Origin of the sequence: Acinetobacter calcoaceticus (genome assembly GCF_051947995.1) — a bacterium.
In the GTDB taxonomy this organism is placed as follows: domain Bacteria; phylum Pseudomonadota; class Gammaproteobacteria; order Pseudomonadales; family Moraxellaceae; genus Acinetobacter.
In genome coordinates this window covers 25673-47156 of the sequence record NZ_JBLVVH010000005.1, presented here as the reverse complement: position 1 = coordinate 47156, position 21484 = coordinate 25673, and the positions used below count along the sequence as shown (strand labels likewise).

At 42.8% G+C, this 21484-nt stretch carries 20 protein-coding genes and 1 tRNA gene; 9 read left to right on the top strand and 12 right to left on the bottom strand.

All coding sequences use genetic code 11. From position 1 onward, the window contains the following. Positions 1-7: 7 nt before the first annotated feature. Positions 8-814, top strand: a complete 807-nt coding sequence (gene trpC / locus ACNQO6_RS11185; RefSeq protein ID WP_440209000.1) for an indole-3-glycerol phosphate synthase TrpC — start codon at positions 8-10, stop codon at positions 812-814. A gap of 69 nt (positions 815-883) precedes the next feature. On the opposite strand, the gene ACNQO6_RS11180 is transcribed toward trpC, so the two are convergent. Then, complete coding sequence (locus tag ACNQO6_RS11180) at positions 884-1621, bottom strand: hypothetical protein (RefSeq protein ID WP_440208999.1); 738 nt, start codon at positions 1619-1621, stop codon at positions 884-886. Positions 1622-1715: 94 nt separating this feature from the next. Between ACNQO6_RS11180 and ACNQO6_RS11175 the strand changes: the two genes are divergently transcribed. From ACNQO6_RS11175 to ACNQO6_RS11160, 4 genes are all read left to right on the top strand, one after another. Further along, positions 1716-2309: a TetR/AcrR family transcriptional regulator C-terminal ligand-binding domain-containing protein gene (locus ACNQO6_RS11175; protein WP_440208998.1), complete on the top strand. Its 594-nt coding sequence runs from the start codon at positions 1716-1718 to the stop codon at positions 2307-2309. A 174-nt stretch (positions 2310-2483) separates the two neighbouring features. Next, entirely contained in the window at positions 2484-3170 is a 687-nt protein-coding gene (locus ACNQO6_RS11170; RefSeq protein WP_440208997.1) for a Smr/MutS family protein, read from the top strand. 91 nt (positions 3171-3261) lie between these two features. Next, entirely contained in the window at positions 3262-3810 is a 549-nt protein-coding gene (folE, locus tag ACNQO6_RS11165) for a GTP cyclohydrolase I FolE (RefSeq protein ID WP_171062185.1), read from the top strand. 14 nt (positions 3811-3824) lie between these two features. After that, complete coding sequence (locus ACNQO6_RS11160) at positions 3825-4184, top strand: cupin domain-containing protein (RefSeq protein WP_440208996.1); 360 nt, start codon at positions 3825-3827, stop codon at positions 4182-4184. 3 nt (positions 4185-4187) lie between these two features. Here ACNQO6_RS11160 and ACNQO6_RS11155 read toward each other — a convergent pair whose 3' ends face one another. The 5 genes from ACNQO6_RS11155 to hemE all read right to left on the bottom strand — a co-directional run bounded on the left by ACNQO6_RS11155 (position 4188) and on the right by hemE (position 9543). Beyond that, the gene (locus ACNQO6_RS11155) at positions 4188-5030 is read right to left on the bottom strand and encodes a PoNe immunity protein domain-containing protein (protein WP_440208995.1); all 843 of its coding nucleotides are present in this window, start codon (positions 5028-5030) and stop codon (positions 4188-4190) included. Continuing rightward, positions 5030-6910, bottom strand: a complete 1881-nt coding sequence (locus ACNQO6_RS11150; protein ID WP_440208994.1) for an Lnb N-terminal periplasmic domain-containing protein — start codon at positions 6908-6910, stop codon at positions 5030-5032. The genes ACNQO6_RS11155 and ACNQO6_RS11150 overlap by 1 nt, the downstream gene beginning before the upstream one ends. A gap of 78 nt (positions 6911-6988) precedes the next feature. Continuing rightward, complete coding sequence (locus tag ACNQO6_RS11145; RefSeq protein WP_440208993.1) at positions 6989-7459, bottom strand: DUF3015 family protein; 471 nt, start codon at positions 7457-7459, stop codon at positions 6989-6991. Positions 7460-7630: 171 nt separating this feature from the next. After that, positions 7631-8425, bottom strand: a complete 795-nt coding sequence (locus ACNQO6_RS11140; protein WP_343578777.1) for a DUF817 family protein — start codon at positions 8423-8425, stop codon at positions 7631-7633. Positions 8426-8469: 44 nt separating this feature from the next. After that, positions 8470-9543: a uroporphyrinogen decarboxylase gene (gene hemE, locus ACNQO6_RS11135; RefSeq protein WP_032866303.1), complete on the bottom strand. Its 1074-nt coding sequence runs from the start codon at positions 9541-9543 to the stop codon at positions 8470-8472. Between the two features lie 199 nt (positions 9544-9742). Between hemE and ACNQO6_RS11130 the strand changes: the two genes are divergently transcribed. Next, a complete protein-coding gene (locus ACNQO6_RS11130) occupies positions 9743-10948 on the top strand; it encodes a L,D-transpeptidase family protein (protein ID WP_440208992.1) in 1206 nt (401 codons plus the stop codon). 62 nt (positions 10949-11010) lie between these two features. Here ACNQO6_RS11130 and ACNQO6_RS11125 read toward each other — a convergent pair whose 3' ends face one another. After that, a complete protein-coding gene (locus ACNQO6_RS11125; protein ID WP_440208991.1) occupies positions 11011-12282 on the bottom strand; it encodes a diguanylate cyclase in 1272 nt (423 codons plus the stop codon). Between the two features lie 162 nt (positions 12283-12444). On the opposite strand from ACNQO6_RS11125, the gene pyrC reads away from it, so the two are divergent. The 3 genes from pyrC (at position 12445) to ACNQO6_RS11110 (ending at position 14224) form a co-directional block, all read left to right on the top strand. After that, on the top strand, positions 12445-13479 hold the full coding sequence (gene pyrC, locus ACNQO6_RS11120) for a dihydroorotase (protein ID WP_440208990.1): 1035 nt from the start codon (positions 12445-12447) through the stop codon (positions 13477-13479). Continuing rightward, positions 13464-14129 (top strand): ribonuclease T, encoded by a 666-nt coding sequence (gene rnt, locus ACNQO6_RS11115; protein WP_032871505.1) that lies wholly within the window; start codon positions 13464-13466, stop codon positions 14127-14129. Before pyrC ends, rnt begins: the two co-directional genes overlap by 16 nt. A gap of 19 nt (positions 14130-14148) precedes the next feature. Then, positions 14149-14224, top strand: a tRNA-Glu gene (locus ACNQO6_RS11110). A gap of 82 nt (positions 14225-14306) precedes the next feature. Here ACNQO6_RS11110 and ACNQO6_RS11105 read toward each other — a convergent pair. The 5 genes from ACNQO6_RS11105 to ACNQO6_RS11085 form a co-directional block, all read right to left on the bottom strand. Then, positions 14307-15551: an NADH:flavin oxidoreductase/NADH oxidase family protein gene (locus ACNQO6_RS11105; protein WP_440208989.1), complete on the bottom strand. Its 1245-nt coding sequence runs from the start codon at positions 15549-15551 to the stop codon at positions 14307-14309. 99 nt (positions 15552-15650) lie between these two features. Beyond that, complete coding sequence (locus ACNQO6_RS11100; protein ID WP_440209134.1) at positions 15651-17255, bottom strand: ABC transporter ATP-binding protein; 1605 nt, start codon at positions 17253-17255, stop codon at positions 15651-15653. Then, on the bottom strand, positions 17233-18246 hold the full coding sequence (locus ACNQO6_RS11095; RefSeq protein ID WP_440208988.1) for an ABC transporter permease: 1014 nt from the start codon (positions 18244-18246) through the stop codon (positions 17233-17235). The genes ACNQO6_RS11100 and ACNQO6_RS11095 overlap by 23 nt, the downstream gene beginning before the upstream one ends. Continuing rightward, positions 18243-19313, bottom strand: a complete 1071-nt coding sequence (gene yejB / locus ACNQO6_RS11090) for a microcin C ABC transporter permease YejB (protein WP_440209133.1) — start codon at positions 19311-19313, stop codon at positions 18243-18245. The genes ACNQO6_RS11095 and yejB overlap by 4 nt, the downstream gene beginning before the upstream one ends. 329 nt (positions 19314-19642) lie before the next feature. Continuing rightward, on the bottom strand, positions 19643-21484 hold the full coding sequence (locus ACNQO6_RS11085; protein ID WP_440208987.1) for an extracellular solute-binding protein: 1842 nt from the start codon (positions 21482-21484) through the stop codon (positions 19643-19645).

The following is a 21484-nucleotide window of genomic DNA, read 5'->3' as shown; positions in this document are numbered from 1 at the left end:
ACTTCTCATGATCGATATTCAAAATACCATTTTAGGTAAAATTGTTGACCGCAAACATGAGGAGCTGGCAACACGTTTAAAACAACGTAGCTTGCATGATGTTGAACAATGGGCAAAAGAGGCAACCCCTGTGCGTGGTTTTGCTAAGGCCTTGCAACATAAACGCCCGGCTGTGATTGCCGAAATTAAAAAAGCATCGCCGTCTAAAGGTGTGATTCGGGCGGATTTCAATCCGGCAGAAATTGCCCAGCAGTATGAACAGGCAGGTGCTGCGTGTTTATCGGTATTGACCGATGTGGATTTCTTTCAGGGCGCCGATGAAAATATTGCCATTGCCCGTCAGCATTGTGCCCTGCCAGCTTTACGTAAAGACTTCTTGATTGATCCTTATAACGTGGTTGAAGCACGTGCTTTACAAGCCGATTGTATTTTATTGATCGTGGCCTGCCTATCTGATCAACAGCTGGAAGAAATGTCGAAAACGGCCTTTGAGCAACAGCTGGATGTGTTGGTTGAAGTGCATGATGAATATGAATTAGAACGTGCTTTAAAGCTGTCTGATCAATGTATTTTGGGTGTCAACAACCGCAATCTTAAAACCTTTGATGTGGATTTAAATACCTCATTGCGTTTAAAGAAATTATTGCCTGCTTCTCGTATCTTGGTCACTGAAAGTGGCATCGCTACACCTGCTGATGTAGACATGATGCAAGCCAATGACATTCATACTTTCCTAGTCGGAGAAAGCTTTATGAAACAGCCTCGGCCAGATCAGGCGTTTAATGAATTATTTGGACAACCTGTGCAAATTTAAGTAAATCAGGCTCAAGGTAAAATTCTACCTTGAGCCTCGATCTCTCTATGTATAAAAAGAATAAGTGGACTACTTTTTCTCACTCAATGACCATCCAAATGCACTACTGATCCAGTTAGAAAACTCATTTGCCAGATGCCATTGATGTCCTGAAATAACGGTTGGCAAAATCAACAAAGGATATTCAACGGTTAATTTTGCCCTAAAACCATTCCCCTCGTTCCGAAATTGATGTCGAACTCCACCAATAGCCAACCCATGACGTGATCTTGCAACACCTGCGATTTGCAAAGGAAAGTCTGGATCAATATCAGAACGTAAGCTGGATAAGTTTTTGTAGTCGATATAGAAATGGGCTGCTAAAGGTGAACCGCCATTGGTTTCAATCACTTCCTGAACACCATGCGCCGTTGAAATAAGGTAATGATCAGGCGTGCCAGCCAGCATCGCGTCTTCATCATTCTCTTTAGTACACGTTTCAAACCATTCTACAAACTGCTCAGCTCGCGCGTTTTCTACCAATATTTCAGTCACACTTAATCGACGATAACCAAATGATAAACGGGCAATCAAATCCGCAAAAAAATCTGAAATTCTTAACTCATTTTTCAGACGTGCTTTAATTCCCTCTTGCCCCAGTTCGCTCTTTCTTTTAAGTAAAAGCTGTCTGAGCACAATTAAATCATTGCTGTTAGGGCTGACTCCCAGTTTTTTTAATACCAGATGAGCCCGTCGCTTTTCCCATTTAAGAATCGCGGCATTTGCTATGTGCTGACCGTTTATATAAACATGAATGTTAGAATACATTGAAGAATCACCCTTTATACAACCCACTAAAGCAACTATAGTTGCTTTAGTGGGTTGTATAAAGAATTATATGCAGTTTTGGATGAATGGTCAGATGCCAAATACAGAATCAGAAGTTAAAAAACAAAGACGTCCCGGAGGACGTGCTGAAAGAATGGTGACAGCAATACATCAGGCAACTTATCAATTATTACTAACAACAGATTACGAAAATATTGAAATACCAGATATTGCAAAATTGGCACAGGTCAATAAAACAACGATTTATCGCCGTTGGCCAACTAAAATTGAACTGATTCTGGATGTAGTATCCACACGAATCAAAGCCGATGTGGCGTTACCCGATACAGGCGATACGCTTAAGGATCTCTGTTTATTTTTAAAGAATATTGTGATCAGCCTATCTAGCCCCTTTACCCTCAACCTTCTAAAAGCAAGCTTAAGCCATCCGGATGAACAGGTGCAAACAGCAAGGAAACATTTTTGGGAAGAGCGTTTCATGTTAGCAAAACCCTTGATTGACCGAGCTATTCAGCGAGGTGAATTATCCGCTTCAACACAGGTTCGTGATTTTTTTGAGCTCGCCGCCGCACCTATATTTTATCGGGTTTTCATTACTGCAGATGCGATATCAGATCAGGATATCGCTTTTTTTGCCCAAAGAGCGCTTTCTTATTATCATCCTTGAGGGACATTAGCTTACAGGGTGATAGCACAAAAATATTATATTGAGGGTTTAGAATGGTTTTACGATTTATCTTTTTAACTGATACAGTGACCATGCATACAATCGGTTCAAATTATCTCGGTTTCAGACTATAATTTCACACCTCTCTGGTATCTTGCCTATTGTTCTAAAATTATGAGTAAACATGATTCATCGCTTTCTAAAGATCAGTTTAATTTACTGAAAGCCTTTAAAAAGCAAATCTCTAATCCTCAATCCAGCGCGATTGCGAAGCAAGCCGAATCAAAAAAAGCTCAAGCTGCTGAAGAGCTGGAAGATACAGAACTGTTTAAAAAAGCCCTGCTTGGGGTCAAACCCATCGACAATAACAATATTGCCGATACCAAAGTGACGCGTAGCAAAAAAGTTGATGCCCAAACGCTGGCGAAACGTGCTGGGGCAGAAGGTGGTGCCGAGCAAGAGCTGACCGAAATTTCGGATACCCAAGCGATCTTGAACCCGGTTGCAAGTCAGGCTGCTTTAAGCTATCGCATCGCTACCTTACAGCACAAAGTATTTGAAGACTTAAAAGCCGGTAAAATCCGTTGGTTTGAAGCAGTGGATCTACATGGTTGTACTGTTGAACAGGCGCGTGCAGCGGTTCTGCAAATCATTCAAATGGCAAAAGACGAAAACCAGAATGTCATCAAGATCGTGCACGGTAAAGGCCCCGAAGCGATTTTAAAAACCTATGTCAACGGCTGGCTCAGACAACACCGTGATGTATTGGCTTTTGTCAGCGCACCTGAAAATCAGGGGGGTACAGGAGCAGTTTTGGTCTTGCTGAAACGTGCTGAAAAGAACCCTAAATTCAAACAGTAATCGGCCTTTATATCAAAATTAAGATTTTTAATCGTTTTCTGATACAATTGCCGTTTTTGTTCAACCCACCTAAGTGAACATTGTTATGTCTATGCAGCAATCGTACGCAAATATCTTAACTGCCGTTGGTGAAGACCTGAATCGCCCGGGCTTACAAGATACACCGATGCGTGCGGCGAAAGCTTTTTCTTTTTTGACTTCTGGTTATAGCAAAACGCTTGAAGAAGTTACGAATAGCGCACTCTTCCCTTCCGATAACCATGAAATGGTATTGGTTAAAAATATCGAATTTTATTCGCTTTGCGAACACCATTTATTGCCATTTTATGGCCGTGTGCATATCGCCTATTTACCTGAGGGTCAGGTACTGGGTCTATCAAAATTTGCACGTATTACTGAAATGTTTGCACGTCGCTTACAAGTTCAGGAAAACCTGACCCAGCAGATTGCCGAAGCCGTTGCTCAGGTGACTCAGGCCCGTGGTGTTGCTGTAGTGATTGACTCTGCACATATGTGCATGATGATGCGTGGTGTGGGCAAGCAAGAATCGACTACGCGTACGGTTTCTTTTATCGGTGACTTTAAAACTGACAAAGACACGCGTCGCGAGTTCTTGAGCGCTGTGCCAGAAAGCTATTAATACGAGTACTGCATATGTCATCCATTCAGCTCGCCGGTTTCGGTCTTTTAAAAAATGAAGCCAGCATTGATTATCCTCGGCCAGATCGTCTGGTTCAGGGTAATCCTGAACGGCTCACCTATGGCCTGTATCAACATCCGCAGATGGACTGTGGCATCTGGCACTGCGAAGTCGGTGCATGGAAGATTCAATTTGCTGAAAACAAGCAAGAATTCTTTCAGATCATTGAAGGCATGGTGCGCATTCATGATGCAAAAACCAATTCCTTTATTGAAGTGGCTGCTGGCCAAGCAGGCATTATTCCACCTGCATTCGTCGGAACATTTGAAGTGGTGGAAGCTGTGAAAAAATACTATGTGATTGTAGAAGTCTGATCATTAACTTTGATCTAAAAATACGTCAGGAAAACTCTGATATTGCTTCATTTCATCTAGGTCGATTTGATAAAGTTTACATAGAATTAAGGCCTCAAAACGCCACTTTCCAAATAATTCAATTTGATGAAAAAACTTCTTTGACCAATACTTACCTTGTTGCTGGTCCCGCTCGATCTGCTCTAAATACTCCCCTACGCTTGAAGCATCTACACGTGTATTCAGGAGCTGATCGAGCTGTTGAAATGGATAATTCACCGCGTAATCAGGACTAATTGATTCCAGCTCAAGGTAAGGGTAACTGATCAGATCAATTAAACAATCTGAAGGATAACCCAGTAACCCATCTATTATTTTTACAATGTCGGTTTCATCTCCATAACAGATTGCACAGCAAAGTAATAACAAGGCATGTGCATAGTCAGTGGTGAGTTGAATCGCAGTAATACCAGTCGAATGTCCCTGCTGTTGAATCAAGGAAAGTAAATCAGCATAAGCCAGCCAGAATGCATAGACAGACTGATAAATATCGCGGATTTGGTGAGCTTCCAGGCCAAGGTCATAGCCAAGGCGAATCAGATAAGTGATCTCGAGACAGAAATTTTTAAAATAGATTTCCAGTTCTAATAATTGATAAATATCGATAGTTGCTGAGGGATAGGGATCAAAAAATAAAGATTTGTTCTGTTTATATTCAATGATTTGCTCTTTAACGCTATGCCAGTGATCTAAACAACCTGGCTGTGGCACTCTCCAGTTCTGTATATCAGAAACCACGCCGTTTAGCGCTTCAAGGCATTGTTGTAATTTCTCAAATTCATCAGTTAGATCAATATGATACATCATTAGAAAAACCGTACATATCCCACGCCAATTTTATTCCAGTCTTGATGATCCTGCTGCTCAAAATCCCAATTGAAACGCATAGCATCATTTGCACTTAAACGATATTGCAGTTGGGTACCCACTCTTAGATTCCACTGACTTAAATCTTGCCAATACGGCAATTCCACCTGTACCACGCTGTTGATCTTGTCTGACCATAAATTCATACACCCGACTGTAGGCCCCGCGCCAACACGCCAACCCTTATCTAAGGCCTTTCCACCTTGAATATGACTTTGTAACTGGGCATAGCATAAATGTCGACGATCATAATCCGACAAACTGTAACCCACCTGCATATTCAGATTCATCACACCATGTTGTTGGTCTTCACTAAATTGGCCTTTCTCAATGCTTTCCTGTTTCCAGCCTAGATTAAAACCCCAGCTTAAGGGCGATTTAAAAGGCTGAATCGGGTTATATGAGTTGACCGATAACAGATCCAGATGCTCAAGTTTAAGCTTGTCATCACGATATTGCAGGCTGCCATCCAGAAACAGTAATTGAGTACCTGTGCGATAGCCTGCTTGTGGATCAATCAAGTCATGATAGGCCTGACGATGCCCCAGCTCAACAAACTTTTGCCCTTGGATTTCTCCCATATTGAGCGATAAATTACGTGCATGATGCCCTTCTACAGGCTGCTTTTCCGGTCGGATCGGTTCCTGACGCTGTTTAGGTACATCAATCTGACTACGTTGAGCAAGTAACTGACGTAATTGTGGCTGGGCAAAATCTGCATCGACTTGGTGGCTAATATATTGCAGATATAAATCGTCATAAGCCATTTCAAGAATTTTGGCCTGATCTTGTGGCTGATATGGTTTTAACACAGCTTGAGCTTTATCCATTTCGATGAAAGCAACTTGATGAGCGGCCTTGGCTAAAGGGCTACCATGCTGTTTGGCTTGAGCAAGTAACTGGGTTTCCAGTGCTGGACGGTAGACCACTTCTTTGACCAGATTTTGTTGATCGACCGCTTTTAAGGTTTCAATCGGAATCGCTGCATAATTGAACTGTTGTTTTAAGTTTAAATGTGGCCGTACTAGATCAATCAAGCCAAGCAAACGATAAGCACAATTATCGCTGACGAAATAGTAGGGAAAACTGACGTGCTGCATTTCCCAGATATGCTCGACCAGAAAGCGGGTTTCTTGCGGTGTCAGATTAAGTTCATATTCCCACAAATCTCGGCTTTCAAAGTCACCATATTCTTTGACTTTACGGTAGTACGGCATCAATGAATATTCACCCGGATACTGTCCGGTTAAGCCCTTCCATGCATAAGACCAGTTATCTTCCCCTTTCACTGTAGCAGCATAGTTCACTGCATAAGAGACCAGATTGAGCTGCTTCTGATCTTTAGGGTCCAGGCGCAATAAAGTATGCCCAAACATGGAACTTGGATTGCCCATAAAGTCGGTAGCATAAATCAGGGTGGCCTTATACGGCTTGATCTGGTTAATCCAGTCCTCAAATTCAGCACAATTCACTTGGGGAAGCTGTTGAGCATCAATTTGAAGTTGCTGCACCAACCAACGGCTACGGGCTGGGAATTTACATCGAATCGATTGATTATCTGCAGCTTCCAGAAACAAAGCTTGAATATCTGCCTGTAATTCGCTGTTTAAATTTGTTTTTCCATCTTTAGCGTAAAAATACCCTGCATAATCCACTTCACTGTTTTGTTTGTGATCGGCATACATCAACCGTTGCCATGTGATGTGCCGGTCTAATTGTTTTTGTTGAGCAAGGTCTAAATATTTCTGTACATCGGATTCAACCGTGGCATGTGCAAAGTGGCACGACAAAAACGCAAGCGCAAAAGTAGCTAATTTCATTCAATCGCAATTTTAAAAATAATAGGAATCGGTATAAGAAAACCCTGCCATCGGGACAGGGTTTTATCATGCAGCAAATTAAACGTATGCTTTAAGCACGGCGTCTTTTGCCATCACACCTTGTAAAGCATCTAGAACTTGCAGTGAATTTGTATTTTTACTTGAATAAATTTGCGCAAAATTGGCTTTAGATACAGCAAAGAAACGTGCTTTATCATTGGATTTAATTTGCATTAATTCAGCAAGCACATTTAAGCTTTCGCCTTGGCCAACTGCCATATCACGCGCTAAGGCTTCAGCATTTTCATTGGTAAATGTCACCACTTGTGCGGTTACAGTACCCCCTTGACGGCATCCTAAAGTACCAAAAGTAATACCTAATAATTGGTTCGTAAAAATACCATTGGTTGTCGCAGCAAGAATTTTAGGTGCAACACCTTTTTTACCTGCCCAAATTTGTGTACCAGCGCCACAACCGACATCATTATCAGCCATTGCCACAGATGAACCAGCGGCTAACAACGCAGCTAATGCAATTTTTTTTAACATAGGAACGATCTCCAGTATCAATTATTTTTAACTATTTGTTATCACTATTGTGTTGTGTAATTCTGCTTACACAGGATTTAAAATAACCAGCTTAGTCTGTTTTAGCAATTAAATTTTGAAATATATCTGAAATATTCATATCTGGGGCAAGCATGTCATTCACCTGACGATTTAATTTAAGCGCCATGCCCCATGTTTATCTCGGGTACCAAGAATCTTTAATACCAAAACCAGACTCAGTAATAATAATAAATACCAGGAACCTAACTTGCCCCAACCGACCATATGCCATGCATCCACCTGACTTGGATAGAGCCAGATTTGATAGAAAGTACTAATGTTTTCAGCAATCCAGATCAGAAACGCCAACAGGAGTAAAATCGGTAGCATCGGTACTTTAAAGCGATGGTGTTGCAACTGAAAATAAAGTTTGGTCTTCCAGAAAATCACAACACTCCAGATAAATAAAGCGCCCCGAATATCTGGAATAAAAAACTTGGTCATAAAGTTTAAATAAGATAAAACCGCCAGACACAGCATATTGCCAAATTGCGGTAAACATTCAAAAGAGACTTGATAAAGCCGTAATGACCGAGCAAAAAAACTGCCCACGGCTGAATACATGAATCCAGCAAACAGTGGCACAGTCCATAATTTTAAAATAGCCGGTTGCGGATATTGCCAGGAGGCAATCGCAGGATGGGTCAGGAATATCTCCATCCCCATGGCCATGATATGGAACAAGGCAATAACCTTCGCCTCTGCCCAAGATTCTAACTTTAAGTAGATCAGACAAAGCTGAATGATCAAGGCATAAAACAGCAAATAATCATAACGAAAAAAGCCCCAGTACTCATGACTTCCCATGGGTGCTGTGACTGCAAATGCGATCAGCAACAATAACCCAAATAAGGCAGCCGAAGCTGCCTTAGTGATAAAACTGAGTGGTAATACAATAAACTGCACGAAACTGATCCTGGCGTGTTTAAGATTGAAAGGTCTGTTCAATATCAGCCTAAATATTTCGCGCTGTATTCATGTACGGTATCCACAAAAATCTTCGGACGTGCCGGGTCAACCCACTGGGTAATACCATGCCCCAGATTGGCGATATAACCTGTTTTCTCACCATTGGCATAAGCATCATCCAGCATGGCTTTGACCGATTTCTCAATTGAAGCGGCTGAACCATAAAGCACGGCTGGATCTAGGTTACCCTGTAAGGCAGCACGTCCTGCAATAACCTCACGTGCAGTATAAAGTGGTGTGGTCCAGTCCAGACCAAATGCATCTGCACCCGTAGTCAGCATATTTTCCAGCCACTGCCCGCCACCTTTGGTAAAGACAATAATCGGAATACGGCGACCATCTTTTTCTCGCTGCAATCCGGCAATGATTTTGGTCATATAGTTCAATGAGAACTCAACATATTCTCTATGCGCCAGTGCACCGCCCCAACTGTCAAAAATCTGGATCGCCTGAGCACCCGCATCAATCTGTGCATTGAGGTAATCAATCACTGAATCTGCCAGATGATCCAATAACGCATGCAAGACTTCTGGCTGTGCATACATCATATGCTTGGTAAAACGAAACTCTTTACTTGAGCCACCTTCAATCATATAAGTCGCTAAAGTCCAAGGACTGCCAGAAAAACCGATTAATGGTACCTGACCGCCTAAAGCAGATCGGATCGTCGATACCGCATTCATGACATAGGCCAAATCTGACTTGGCATTAAGTTTAGGTAGATTGGCAACGTCTTGTTCAGTACGTACTGTTTTATGAAACTTTGGGCCTTCACCAGTTTCAAAATACAGACCTAATCCCAATGCATCGGGAACCGTTAAAATATCCGAGAATAGAATCGCCGCATCTAACGCATAACGGCGTAGGGGCTGTAAAGTCACTTCACAAGCAAAATCAGTATTTTTGCATAAAGAAAGAAAATCACCTGCCTGTGCACGCGTTTCCCGATATTCTGGTAAATAACGTCCTGCTTGACGCATCATCCATACGGGCGTGGTGTCTACAGGTTCACGTAATAAAGCTCGTAAAAAACGATCATTTTTCAACGTTGTCATTACCAATCTCTAAATTTTTTCATATAACGCGCATGATAACAAAGTTAGACTGGAATTTATAATTTGAATTCCCTACAAAAATCCAGCCTTAAAATAAATTTTCGCTTTGACACAAAACTGCTACTGCAAGCGCGCTCATTTTCTGTAATACTTGCAATATCTTATATCTCAATATGAATAATTCATAAGGTTGAATTACATGTTTGTTCGCTCATTACTCGCTATGAGTTTAAGTTGTATTCTTGCTAATGTTGCTTTCGCTGCCCCAACAACTGAGCAACCATTAAATCCAAAAAAAATCGCTGGTTCAGTACAAGATCCGATTGATCCTCTGGCTATCGAGCGTCCAGCTTCAAGTGTTACGGCCCAGCCTGCTTCGAGTGTTGTCGCACAAGCGGCATCAGAACCACAGGTAAATACTGGGGCTGCTTCTGCTGTATCGCAAAAATTAGAAAACACACCGGATTCAACGACAGCAACTACCGCTACCCCTGCCGCTAAAGTGTCATGGACACTGGACAGTATGAATAATGCCGAATGGCCTGAAGGTTTACCGAAAGGACAACTTCCGGCCTATGCACGTGCACATGTCATGCTCAACAATGCCCATGCTTCTCCTGGCGCTATTGATGGTTCAAATGGTAAAAATACCTTAAAAGCCATCGCTTCATTCCAGCAAATGAACGGTATTACCCCAACAGGTCAGCTGACCAAAGAAACATGGGATGCGCTCGTTGCCAAGCAAACCAAGCCAGCTTATGTAGAATACACGCTGACCGATGCTGACTTTAAAGGCCCTTATGCGGATTCAATCCCGTCAGACTATGCCTTACAAGCAAAAATGAAAGGTTTGTATTACACCCGTGTCACAGAAATGCTGGGTGAAAAATTCCATATGGATGAAGGGTTCCTGAAAAAACTGAATCCTACAGCAACCTTTAAAAAACCGGGTGAAAAAATTATTGTGGCCAATGTCCGCAATGATTTACCTGAAGATATTCATTTGATCGTGGCACACAAAGGCGCACGTCAACTGTATTTATTCAACAGCAATAACCGGATGATTGCCTCATTTCCTGCAACAATTGGCAGTACTGATACGCCTTCTCCGACAGGTACCTATAAAGTAGTGGGTGTAGCGAAAAACCCTTGGTATAGCTACTCTCCTTCAAACTTTGTACAAGGTAAGAACCTTAAACCGCTTTCTTTACCCCCAGGTCCTAATGCACCTGTCGGTAATATCTGGATCGGTTTAAGCAAGAAATCGTTTGGTATCCATGGTACGCCTAATCCGTCTTTGATTTCTAAGACAGCATCACACGGTTGTATCCGTTTGACCAACTGGGATGCCAATGATCTGGGTGCAAAAGTACGTTCAGGTGTAACTGTAAAATTCTTGGAATAATTCAGAATTGTTCTAAACTTAAAAAACCGGCTATCAGTTTTGATATCCGGTTTTTTTATTGCTTAAATATTTTCTTCTACATGAGGTAAAGGCTGATAATAGATCTGGTTACGTCCAAGCTGCTTGGCTCGATATAATGCTTTATCGGCAGTATGGATCAGCACGTCCTGACTGATTTTGGCATTGCCATTAAATACCGTAATTCCCAAACTGATGGTCACAAAATGAGACACCATTGACCTTTGATGCGGAATCATTAAGCGATCAATTGCACGGTAGATATTGGTTGCAACCGCATAAGCCCCTTGAGCCGACGTTTCAGGGAGTAGAACCACAAATTCTTCGCCACCATAACGGGCCACAAAATCCATATGCCGAATTGAGCTTTTGATCGTTTTTGCAATTTCGGAAATGACCTGATCTCCCATTTGGTGACCATAAAAATCATTATAATTTTTAAAATAATCAATATCGATAAACAGCACCGACAAGGCGGTATGTTCTTTACAGGCCTGCTGATAATAATAAGTGCACATTTCCTCAAAAGTACGGCGGTTTGAAACATTGGTCAGTTCATCATGCTGACTGAGATGTAACAGTTCAGAGGCCTGCAGACGTAAAATCTGCTCATCAATTTCCGAAATTTTTGACTTAATAAAGATTTTTCTCTCTTTAGAGGTCAGCATCACACTAATTGAAAAACCCAATAATAAACTGCCAATTAGAGTCCTGCCGATCATGAGAAAATCACAAGGAATACTCAATACATATAGAAATAAAACAATGCTCAAGGCCGCGAAAGCACCAATCCACAACATATGTACCGGTCGAATGCCACTCAGGATAAAGCCTAACATGTACAGGAATGCCACCAGCACCATAGCCTGATTTTGCAAAACCACATTGGAGACACTCATCATTAACAATGAGGTCAATACGATAGTCAGAAAAACAATCACACAAACAGCCGGATAGAATAAGGCACTTAGTTGTTTAAAACGGGATACGGCCCAGAACAGGAACAGCGCTGTACCGACTACAATCAGGCTGAGGATGCTATAAATGAAATCCAGAACAAAATTTTCACTGTTGCGAATTACAATGAAATTGGTGGGTAAAATCAGCAACACGAAAATCGTATAGGTAATAACACCCTGACCGAAAAATTGAATGGCATTTATCCGGGTCCGGTCGATATTAAAGTTCCAGAATTCATTTTCCAGATTTGGGGGTAAAGTTTGATGGGCATTTTTGGACTGGACATGTTGGGCAACAAGCTGCTCTAGATCTTCTTTTGACCTCCTTAATTGATCAAGATCATATTGCTTATCCATCCCGACGACTCTTTTTATAATGCACTGTTCTTGTGCCGCATAAAAATAACACAATTTCTCATTTTGTCATGTGCTTTGCTTAACCACTTATCCGTAATTGTAGTTACCATTTTCACGGTTTATGCATTATTATTTGTATTATTTTTAAGTTTGAAGTAGACCTTGAATACTCTTACACTCTTGCAACCCGATGATTGGCACGCACACCTGCGTGATGGTTTAGCTTTAAAACGTACTGTCCCTGATTTAGCCAAACAATTTGCCCGCGCAATTTGTATGCCGAATCTTGTTCCACCTGTTAAAACGGTCGAAGAAGCTTTGGCATACCGTGAGCGTATTCTGGCTCATGTACCAGAAGGCCTGAATTTTGATCCACGCATGGTACTTTATTTTACCGATCACACCTCTCCGGATGAAGTTCGTAAAATCAAAGAATCAGAATTCGTCAATGCAATCAAGCTCTATCCTGCCGGTGCAACGACCAACTCGGATAATGGTGTCAGTGATATCCGTAAGGTATATGGCGTGATTGAACAACTTGAGGAACATCAGGTTCCTTTATTGCTACATGGGGAAGTAACACATAATCACGTCGATATTTTTGATCGTGAAAAAAGATTTCTAGATGAAGTCCTGTCACCACTGCTCAAGCAATTCCCGCAATTAAAAGTCGTGCTAGAACATATTACAACAAGCGATGCGGCTAATTTTGTGCTTGAACAGGATCGTAATGTTGCTGCAACAATTACCCCGCAACATTTACTGTTTAACCGTAATGACATGTTAGTTGGCGGTGTTAAACCGCACTTCTACTGTTTGCCAATTTTAAAACGTCAAATACACCAAACCACGTTATTAGAAGTGGCGACCAGCGGTAATCCAAAATTCTTCCTCGGTACAGACAGCGCACCGCATGCGCAAAATGCCAAAGAAAATGCATGTGGCTGTGCAGGCTGCTATAGCGCACCCAATGCCATTGAGCTGTATGCACAGGCATTTGACCAGGTCGGCAAGCTGGAACGTCTGGAAGGTTTTGCCAGCATGTTCGGTGCTGATTTCTATGGTTTACCACGTAATACTTCAACCATCACCTTGGTGAAAGAAGAAAATACGGTTGCCGAGTCTTTTGATTATCTTGAAAATCAAAAAATTATTCCACTTCATGCAGGCAAAACGCTGCAATGGAGAAAAGTGTGACACAAGAAGAAAACAAAGCGCCTGTAATTGGTCAGCGTTTTCGTGGATTTTTGCCTGTTGTGGTTGATGTCGAAACAGCAGGTTTTAACTCACAAACCGATGCACTGCTTGAAATCGCGTGTATTCCAATTGTTTACGATGAAAACGGTCAATTTGTACCGGGCCCATCGTTTCAAGCGCATATCAATCCGTTCGAAGGTGCCAATCTCGATCGCCGCTCACTCGATTTCATTGGCATTGATCCTTCTAACCCAATGCGTATCGCCATGGCTGAAGATGAACGTACTGCTTTACGCCGTATTTTCAAATCTTTAAATGAAGTCCGCAAAGCGCAACATTGTACTCATGCCGTGTTGGTGGGTCATAATGCACACTTCGATTTAGGTTTCCTACAAGCTGCGATTGCACGCTCAGGAACGAAGAACCAGAATCCGTTCCATAGCTTTTCAGTCTTTGATACGGTGACGCTAAGCGCGGTGATGTTCGGACAAACCGTGTTGGCACGTGCCTGTATTCAGGCTGGAATCGAGTTTGATGGTAAAGAAGCGCATTCCGCATTATACGATACCCAGAAAACGGCTGAACTGTTTTGCTATATTTTGAACAAACTGTCTCCTCACCTTCTTGACACTTTGGTGACAGAGCCCTAATATACACCCACCTCAAGAAGTCCCTATCGTCTAGAGGCCTAGGACATCGCCCTTTCACGGCGGTAACCGGGGTTCGAATCCCCGTAGGGACGCCAAATTTGAAAAAGCCACTGCACCTTAAGACAGTGGCTTTTTTATTACCCCAATAAAAAGGACTCCGAAGAGCCCTCACATAAATTACGCTGACTTACGCGAATTGACACGCCCTTTGACCACCGCCTTGATATTTCCTTTGGCATAATTCAAGAAGACCAATAGCGGCGATAGTTTTGGATTTGGTTTTTTGCCTTGCCCAATCGCCTTAAATTGCGCTGCATACCAGATGATTTCCATGATGGCCATTTTATCGACAAATGGAATTCCAGTTTTAATCTGATTCACCGCATAACGGACATTATGTCCTGCGATTAAACGTTCAGGTAAATCAACTTCAACCGCCAATGGACGCGCAATTCCAATAAAATCACATGCGCCACTGGCCAAAGCCGCATTCATTCCTTCCACAGTTCGGAAACCACCAGTTACCATCAGCTTACATGACACATGCTGACGGATCTTTTCGGCAAATTCCAAGAAATAGGCTTCGCGGGCAATGGTGCTGGCTTTGCGTTTTTCCGCTTTTGCACCCGCCATCGCAGGCGCTTCATAGGTACCGCCAGAGATTTCAATGATATCAACACCAGCTGCATCAATTGCCTTAAATACGGTAATTACATCTTCTTCGGTAATTCCACCACGCTGGAAATCAGCGGAATTTAATTTAACTGAAATGATGAAGTTTTCAGAAGTGACTGCACGTACGGCCGTGTAGATTTCCAGCAAGAAACGCATCCGGTTCTCAATGGAACCACCCCATTGATCAGTACGTTTATTGGTTAAAGGTGATAAAAACTGGCTGATCAAATAACCATGTGCACCATGGAACTGTACCCCTTCAAAACCTGCCTTTTCACACACCGCAGCAGCAGTTGCAAATCGCTGGATAATATCCAGAATTTCTGCATGCGTCAGCTCACGTGGCGTGCCAAACATAGTTGCCAATACCGGACTAAAAGGCACTGCAGAAGGTGCAACCGTTTCTTTATTTAAACCTTTAGGACACTGGCGACCTGGATGTGACAGTTGAATCAATTGCACCATCCCGTGTTTTTTCCCCACGGCAGCCCATTGCTTTAACTTTTCCAGATCACGTTCACTTTCAATTGCCACTACACCCGGTTCATTCTTGGCCCCGATATTGACCATCACATTGCCTGTAATGGCACAGCCTAAACCACCTTTCGCCCAGGCTTCATATAATCCAATCAGCACATCATTTGGTTGTCCTGCATCATTGGCAAGCGCTTCACTCATTGCCCCTTTAATGATGCGGTTCTTAAATGTGGTATTGCGTATCTGGATACTGTCTGCAATCTGACTCATGGTCATCCTCTGCTTTAATTAGAGTGTTTGCTCTAATTTAATCTGATTATTATGGCTGTCAATAGCTGTTCCAATAAATTGACAATACCACATGTCAGTTTATTTACAATACTCATATCGGCTAGCAGCAATGAGCTGACGGGTGTATTCAGTTTGAGGTTGGGCAAATAACGTCTCGGCTGCCTGATATTCCAAGGCTTTCCCTGCATGCATCACCAGCACTTGCTGACACAAGGCTTTTATGACTTGCAAGTCATGACTAATGAACACATAACTGATCTGCTCTTGCTGTTGCAAACGCCGTAATAACTGAATGATGGCAAGCTGGGTAAATCGATCCAGCGCTGAAGTAGGTTCATCCAGAATAATCAGTTTCGGCTGTACCACCAGCGCACGTGCCAGTGCGACCCTTTGTCGTTGCCCGCCTGAAAGCTGATGTGGATATTTGTGTTTATCCTCTGGCGATAATTCAACCTTGAGCAAAACTTCTGCAATTTTTACAGCGCATTGTTGTGGGGACATGGACTGTAATTCAAGTCCTTCGGCAATACTCTGCTCAACCGTCATTCGCGGATTTAAACTACTCAAAGGATCCTGAAATACAATTTGCAAGTCACGACGAACCGGTCGAAGCTGTTTCTGGTTAAGCTGATTCAGGTCTTGGCTCTGAAAACTGATTTCACCTGTACTAGCAAGTAAACGGGCGATTGCCAAGGCGATTGAGGATTTGCCTGAACCGCTTTCCCCGACAATGCCTAGCGCCTCACCTTGCATGAGCCTGAAACTGATGGATTCAACGGCAATCTTATAAGACTGAATCCGGTTCAATACACCTCGTTTTAATGGATATTTTACTGTGACCTGTTTGAGTTCAAGCACAGGCTCTGTCGCTTGCAAGGTCAAAGCTTGCCCAAAATCGTGATTCAATAAATTTTGTGTATAGACGGTCTGAGGACAGCTAAAGATTTCCGTGCTGCGGCCCTGCTCTTCTACACGCCCTTGATTCAGCACCAGCACATGATCTGCATATTGCTGAACCAGACTAAGATCATGGCTAATCAAAATCATTGCCATCTGACGTTGTTGCTGTAGTTTTTTTAATAAGCTCAAGACCTGTGCCTGTAACACCACATCTAAAGCTGTGGTCGGCTCATCTGCAATTAATATCTCGGGCTCTAAAGCTAAAGCCATGGCAATCATCACACGCTGACGTTGGCCGCCGGACAACTCATGAGGATAACGCTTTAAAATGTGTTCTGCTTCCGGCAGCCCCACCTCATGTAATAAGCGTAGCGTGTGCAGTCGTAGCGTAGCTTTTGTCTCACCCTTCAAAAACAGGCTTTCCCCAAGCATTTTTTCCACGGTATGTAAAGGATTCAATGCCGTCATCGGCTCTTGAAAAATCATGGCAATTTTTTTGCCACGTATGTGCTGCAACTGCGGTTGGCTCAATTTCAGTATGTCCTGACCCTGAAATTGAACGACTCCTGTCACTTGCAGGGTCTTCGGCAATAGCCCCAACAATGCCAGCCCAGTGATAGATTTACCGGAACCACTTTCCCCCACGATGGCAAGCGTCTGTGTAGGGTAAATTTCAAAACTGACCTGCTCAAGCAGCATTTCTGAACCATGACCAATACTGAGCTGCTGTACGTTGAGTAAAGGTTGCTTTAGAGGAAAATTATCGTCTTGGGTCAAATGCATCACGTGCCGCCTCCCCAATATAAATCAGCAAAGACAAAACCATCGCCAAGCTAAAAAAGCCCGACAACACCAGCCATGGTGCATCCAGATTATTTTTCCCTTGTAATAATAGTTCGCCGAGCGAAGCCGCATCCGGTGGCAAGCCATAGCCCAAAAAATCCAGTGCAGTTAAGGCAATAATATTGGCCGTGAGCATAAAGGGAATTTGTGACAGGCTAGAACTCATCGCATTAGGTAAAATGTGTTTAAAAATAATCTTATGCTGACTGACACCCAAGGCTTGCGCTGCACGAACATAATCCAGATTGCGGGCACGTAGAAATTCGGCACGTACCAACCCCACAAGCTCGGTCCAGCCAAACAGCAGCATGATCACAAACAGCCAATACACACTCGGACTAAACATACTGACCAGAATCATCACGATGAAAAGCATCGGTAAGCCACCCCACACTTCCAGAATGCGTTGTCCAATCAAGTCAACCCAGCCACCATAGTAACCCTGTATTGCCCCTACCATCATCCCGACCACCGCAGAACAGAGTGTGAGTGCGAATCCAAACAGCAACGAAATCCGCAGACCGTACAGGATTCGGGCAAATACATCCCGTCCCTGATCATCGGTGCCCAGCCAGTTCTGTGCGCTTGGGGCAGAAGGTACAGGTACAGCAAGGGAAAGATTCGGGGATTGATAGGAAAAAGCCACCGGTGGAGAAATCATCCAGCCCTGCGCCTGTATCAACTGCTGTACCACAGGGTCTTGATAATCCGTAGCTGTTTCAAACTCCCCACCAAAGGTGGTTTCCGGATAATCTTTCAGAATCGGAAAATAAAATGACTGCTCATAACGCACCAGCAAAGGTTTATCATTGGCAATTAGTTCTGCCAGCAAAGACAGTCCGAAAATAATCAAGAACAGCATCAGGCACCGAAAGCCCAGCTTATTTTGCCGAAAGCGTTCAAATCGCGCTTGCATCAACGGTGATATCATTGTCCACCTCTTGATTCAAAATCAATTCGCGGATCAATGAGCTGATAAAGTAAATCACCCAGTAAACGTAAAAGCATGCCGAATAGGGTAAATAAAAATAAAGTGCCAAAAATAACCGGATAATCACGTTGGGTAATTGCCTCAAAGCCTAATAAACCAATCCCATCCAGATTAAAAATGATCTCGATAAATAAATTACCGACAAAGAAAATACCCACCAGCGTTTCTGGCAAAGCAGCAACCACAATCAGAATTGCATTACGAAATACATGTCCATACAACACCTGGTTTTCGCTTAAGCCTTTGGCTCGGGCCGTTAATACATAAGGCTTGTTCAGCTCTTCTACAAATGCATATTTTGTCAGGTAAGTCCGTGCGGCAAAACTGCCAAGCAGCATACTCAGAATCGGTAAACACATGTGCCACAGATAATCTTTTATTTTTGCCAGCAAGCTTAACTGGGAGAAATTTTCAGACACCAGCCCTTGCAATGGAAACCATTGCAAATAACTGCCACCTGCAAAAAAAACAATCAATAAAATGGCAAAAACAAATGATGGAATGGCATAACTGACCGCCAATAATAACGATGTGGATTGATCAAACAGCAAGCCATTATTTTTTGCTTTTTTAATCCCGAGTGGAATGGCAATCAGATAGATCAGGAAAGTACTCCACAATCCCAAAGACAAGGTCACAGGCAGCTTTTCATAGAGCAGTTGCGTGACAGGTTTATCTTTAAAAAAACTGGTGCCAAAATCCAGATGCATATAGCCCTTCAGCATCAGCCAGAAGCGTTCTGCAACAGGACGATCAAAGCCATACTGGGCTTTAATCTTTTCGATCATTTCAGGGCTTAAACCCCGTGCACCCTGATATTGTGCCAGATTCGCCAAACTCGTCTGTCCACCTACTCCAGCGCCTAAACCTTGCGCATTTTGAATTTGCTGAATCGCCTGTTCAACCGGCCCGCCAGGCGCAATTTGTACAATCAAAAAATTAATCAATAAAATCAAAAATAATGTCGGGATCATCAACAACATTCTTTTTAGAATATAGTGAACCATTGCAATCGAACCCTTATTCATTAATTTACTCAGTTTTTATGAAATCTAACATGAGATAAAATACGCGGAAATGTCATCCACAAGCTGCGTGGTTTAAACAAGATCATGTTGTTGCGAAATAATAAAAGAGGTCCAATAAGTAAACAGGTTTTGCGGTGAGCTGCGATTATAGCAGCGCAACAAGCCTTGCTTCTGCAGCGTCGCTGGTTATTAGGCGAAGCCAAAGTCACTCCAGCTGAAAGCTTATCCTCAAATTAAGATGAGAACTCGATAAGACACCGTCATATTAATCTAACAACTTCATCAAACGCCAGTCAAAAGCATGCTAATTAATGCTTTTGAGCAGACTGCCCCTGTTTCCTAGCCTTCTCTGCATCCACCCACCAATATTCCCATCCCACAGAAAGCTTTGGCTTCACTGACGGTTGCTGATAAATATCCCAATAGGCAAACCAGCGTTCAGGTTTTCCATAGGTCAGAATCTGGTAATAACCTGCACGTAACAAACGATCAAGCACACGGGTATAGAGCACAACTTCTTCACGTGTTTTGGCCCTGACAATTTTTTCAATCATCTGATCAATGACAGGATTTTTAATCCCTGAATAGTTATAGTTACCCGCTTCATCTGCTGCAGCACTCCCCCAGAATTGGGCCTGTTCTTTACCGGGCGTTAAGGTCTGTGGCAATTTCAATACCATCATATCAAAATCCTGACGGCGAATCCTTTCCATGTACTGAGGAACATCGACCTGTCTCAGATTAACCTGAATCCCCAGTCTTTTCAGGTTCCGTACAAAAGGCATCAGCTCACGTTGCGGATTTTCCTGCTGCATCAACAGTTCAATTTGAATGGCTTTGCCGGTGCGATCATATAATTTGCCATCACGAATCCCATAACCCGCAGCTTTTAAGAGTTTTTGCGCGATCAATAAATTGTTTCGGTTAAAGCCACTGGCATCGGAAACCGGATAACGCCAGTCTGCCAATACCCCTTGTTGCATCAACGGATTCAGTTGTGCCAGATAGGGCTGCAATACTTTCAATTCCGCAGCACCGGGGCGACCTGTGGCAGCCAGATCGGTATTGTCAAAATAACTTTGTAAGCGCTGATTTTGATTAAAAAACAACGCTTTATTCTGCCATTCAAAATCATAGGCATAGGTCAATGCCTGACGTAGATGAATGTCATTTAAAGGCTTGCGACGGATATTAAATACCAGACTTTGAATATCAAGCGGTGTGGCTAAACGTGCTTTGTATTTTTTGACCAAGCCTGCTTTCGCAGCCGGGAAATGATAGGAGGTGACCCAATTCCGGATATTTTTTTCTTCGTATAAATTAAATTGCCGTGATTTAAAGCCTTCAAAACTGACCTCTAGATTTCGGTAATACACGTATTTCAATTGATCAAAATTATAACGGCCTTTATTCACCGGTAAATCTTTGGCCCAATAGTTTGGACTGCGTTTATAGGTAATACTACGCCCGGCATCAATACGTTCCACCATATAAGGCCCTGAACCGACTATGGGTTGCAGCGTGACACGGCTAAAATCTTTATTTTTCCAGTCCTGTTTTGAATAGATCGGTAAGCTCGCCACGATCAGGGGCATCTCGACATTATTCTTGGACTTAAAAATGAATTTCACCTGATGCCGAGACAGCACGTCCGTTCTGGCCAGATCAGACAAATACATTTGAAAGCCAAGATTGGCTTTGGTTTGGTAGGTGTCAAAAGTAAATTTGACGTCTTCTGCCGTTAACGGCTGCCCATTATTAAAACGGGCTTTGGGATTTAGATGAAAGGTGATCGACTGTAAATGATCCGGATCATAACTGACCTTTTCTGCCAGTAAGGGATACATCACCCGAGGTTCATCCAGCGAACGATCCATCAGGCTATCAAACAGGTAATTCACTCCTTCGGTGGAACTGCCCTTGCCATTCATGCTATTTAAATTATCAAAGGTTCCCAGACTGGATTGACTCAACACTCCACCTTTGGGCGCATTGGGATTGGCATAAGGCATTGCCTTGAGCTGGGCATATTTAGGCTGCACATGCATGGCCAAATAGGGTGTGGTGTGGATGGCTGCAAATGAAAGCGGAGCAAAAAGGCTTAGTCCATACCATAGACTAAGCCTTTTTATGCAAAGCAATAAATTCAT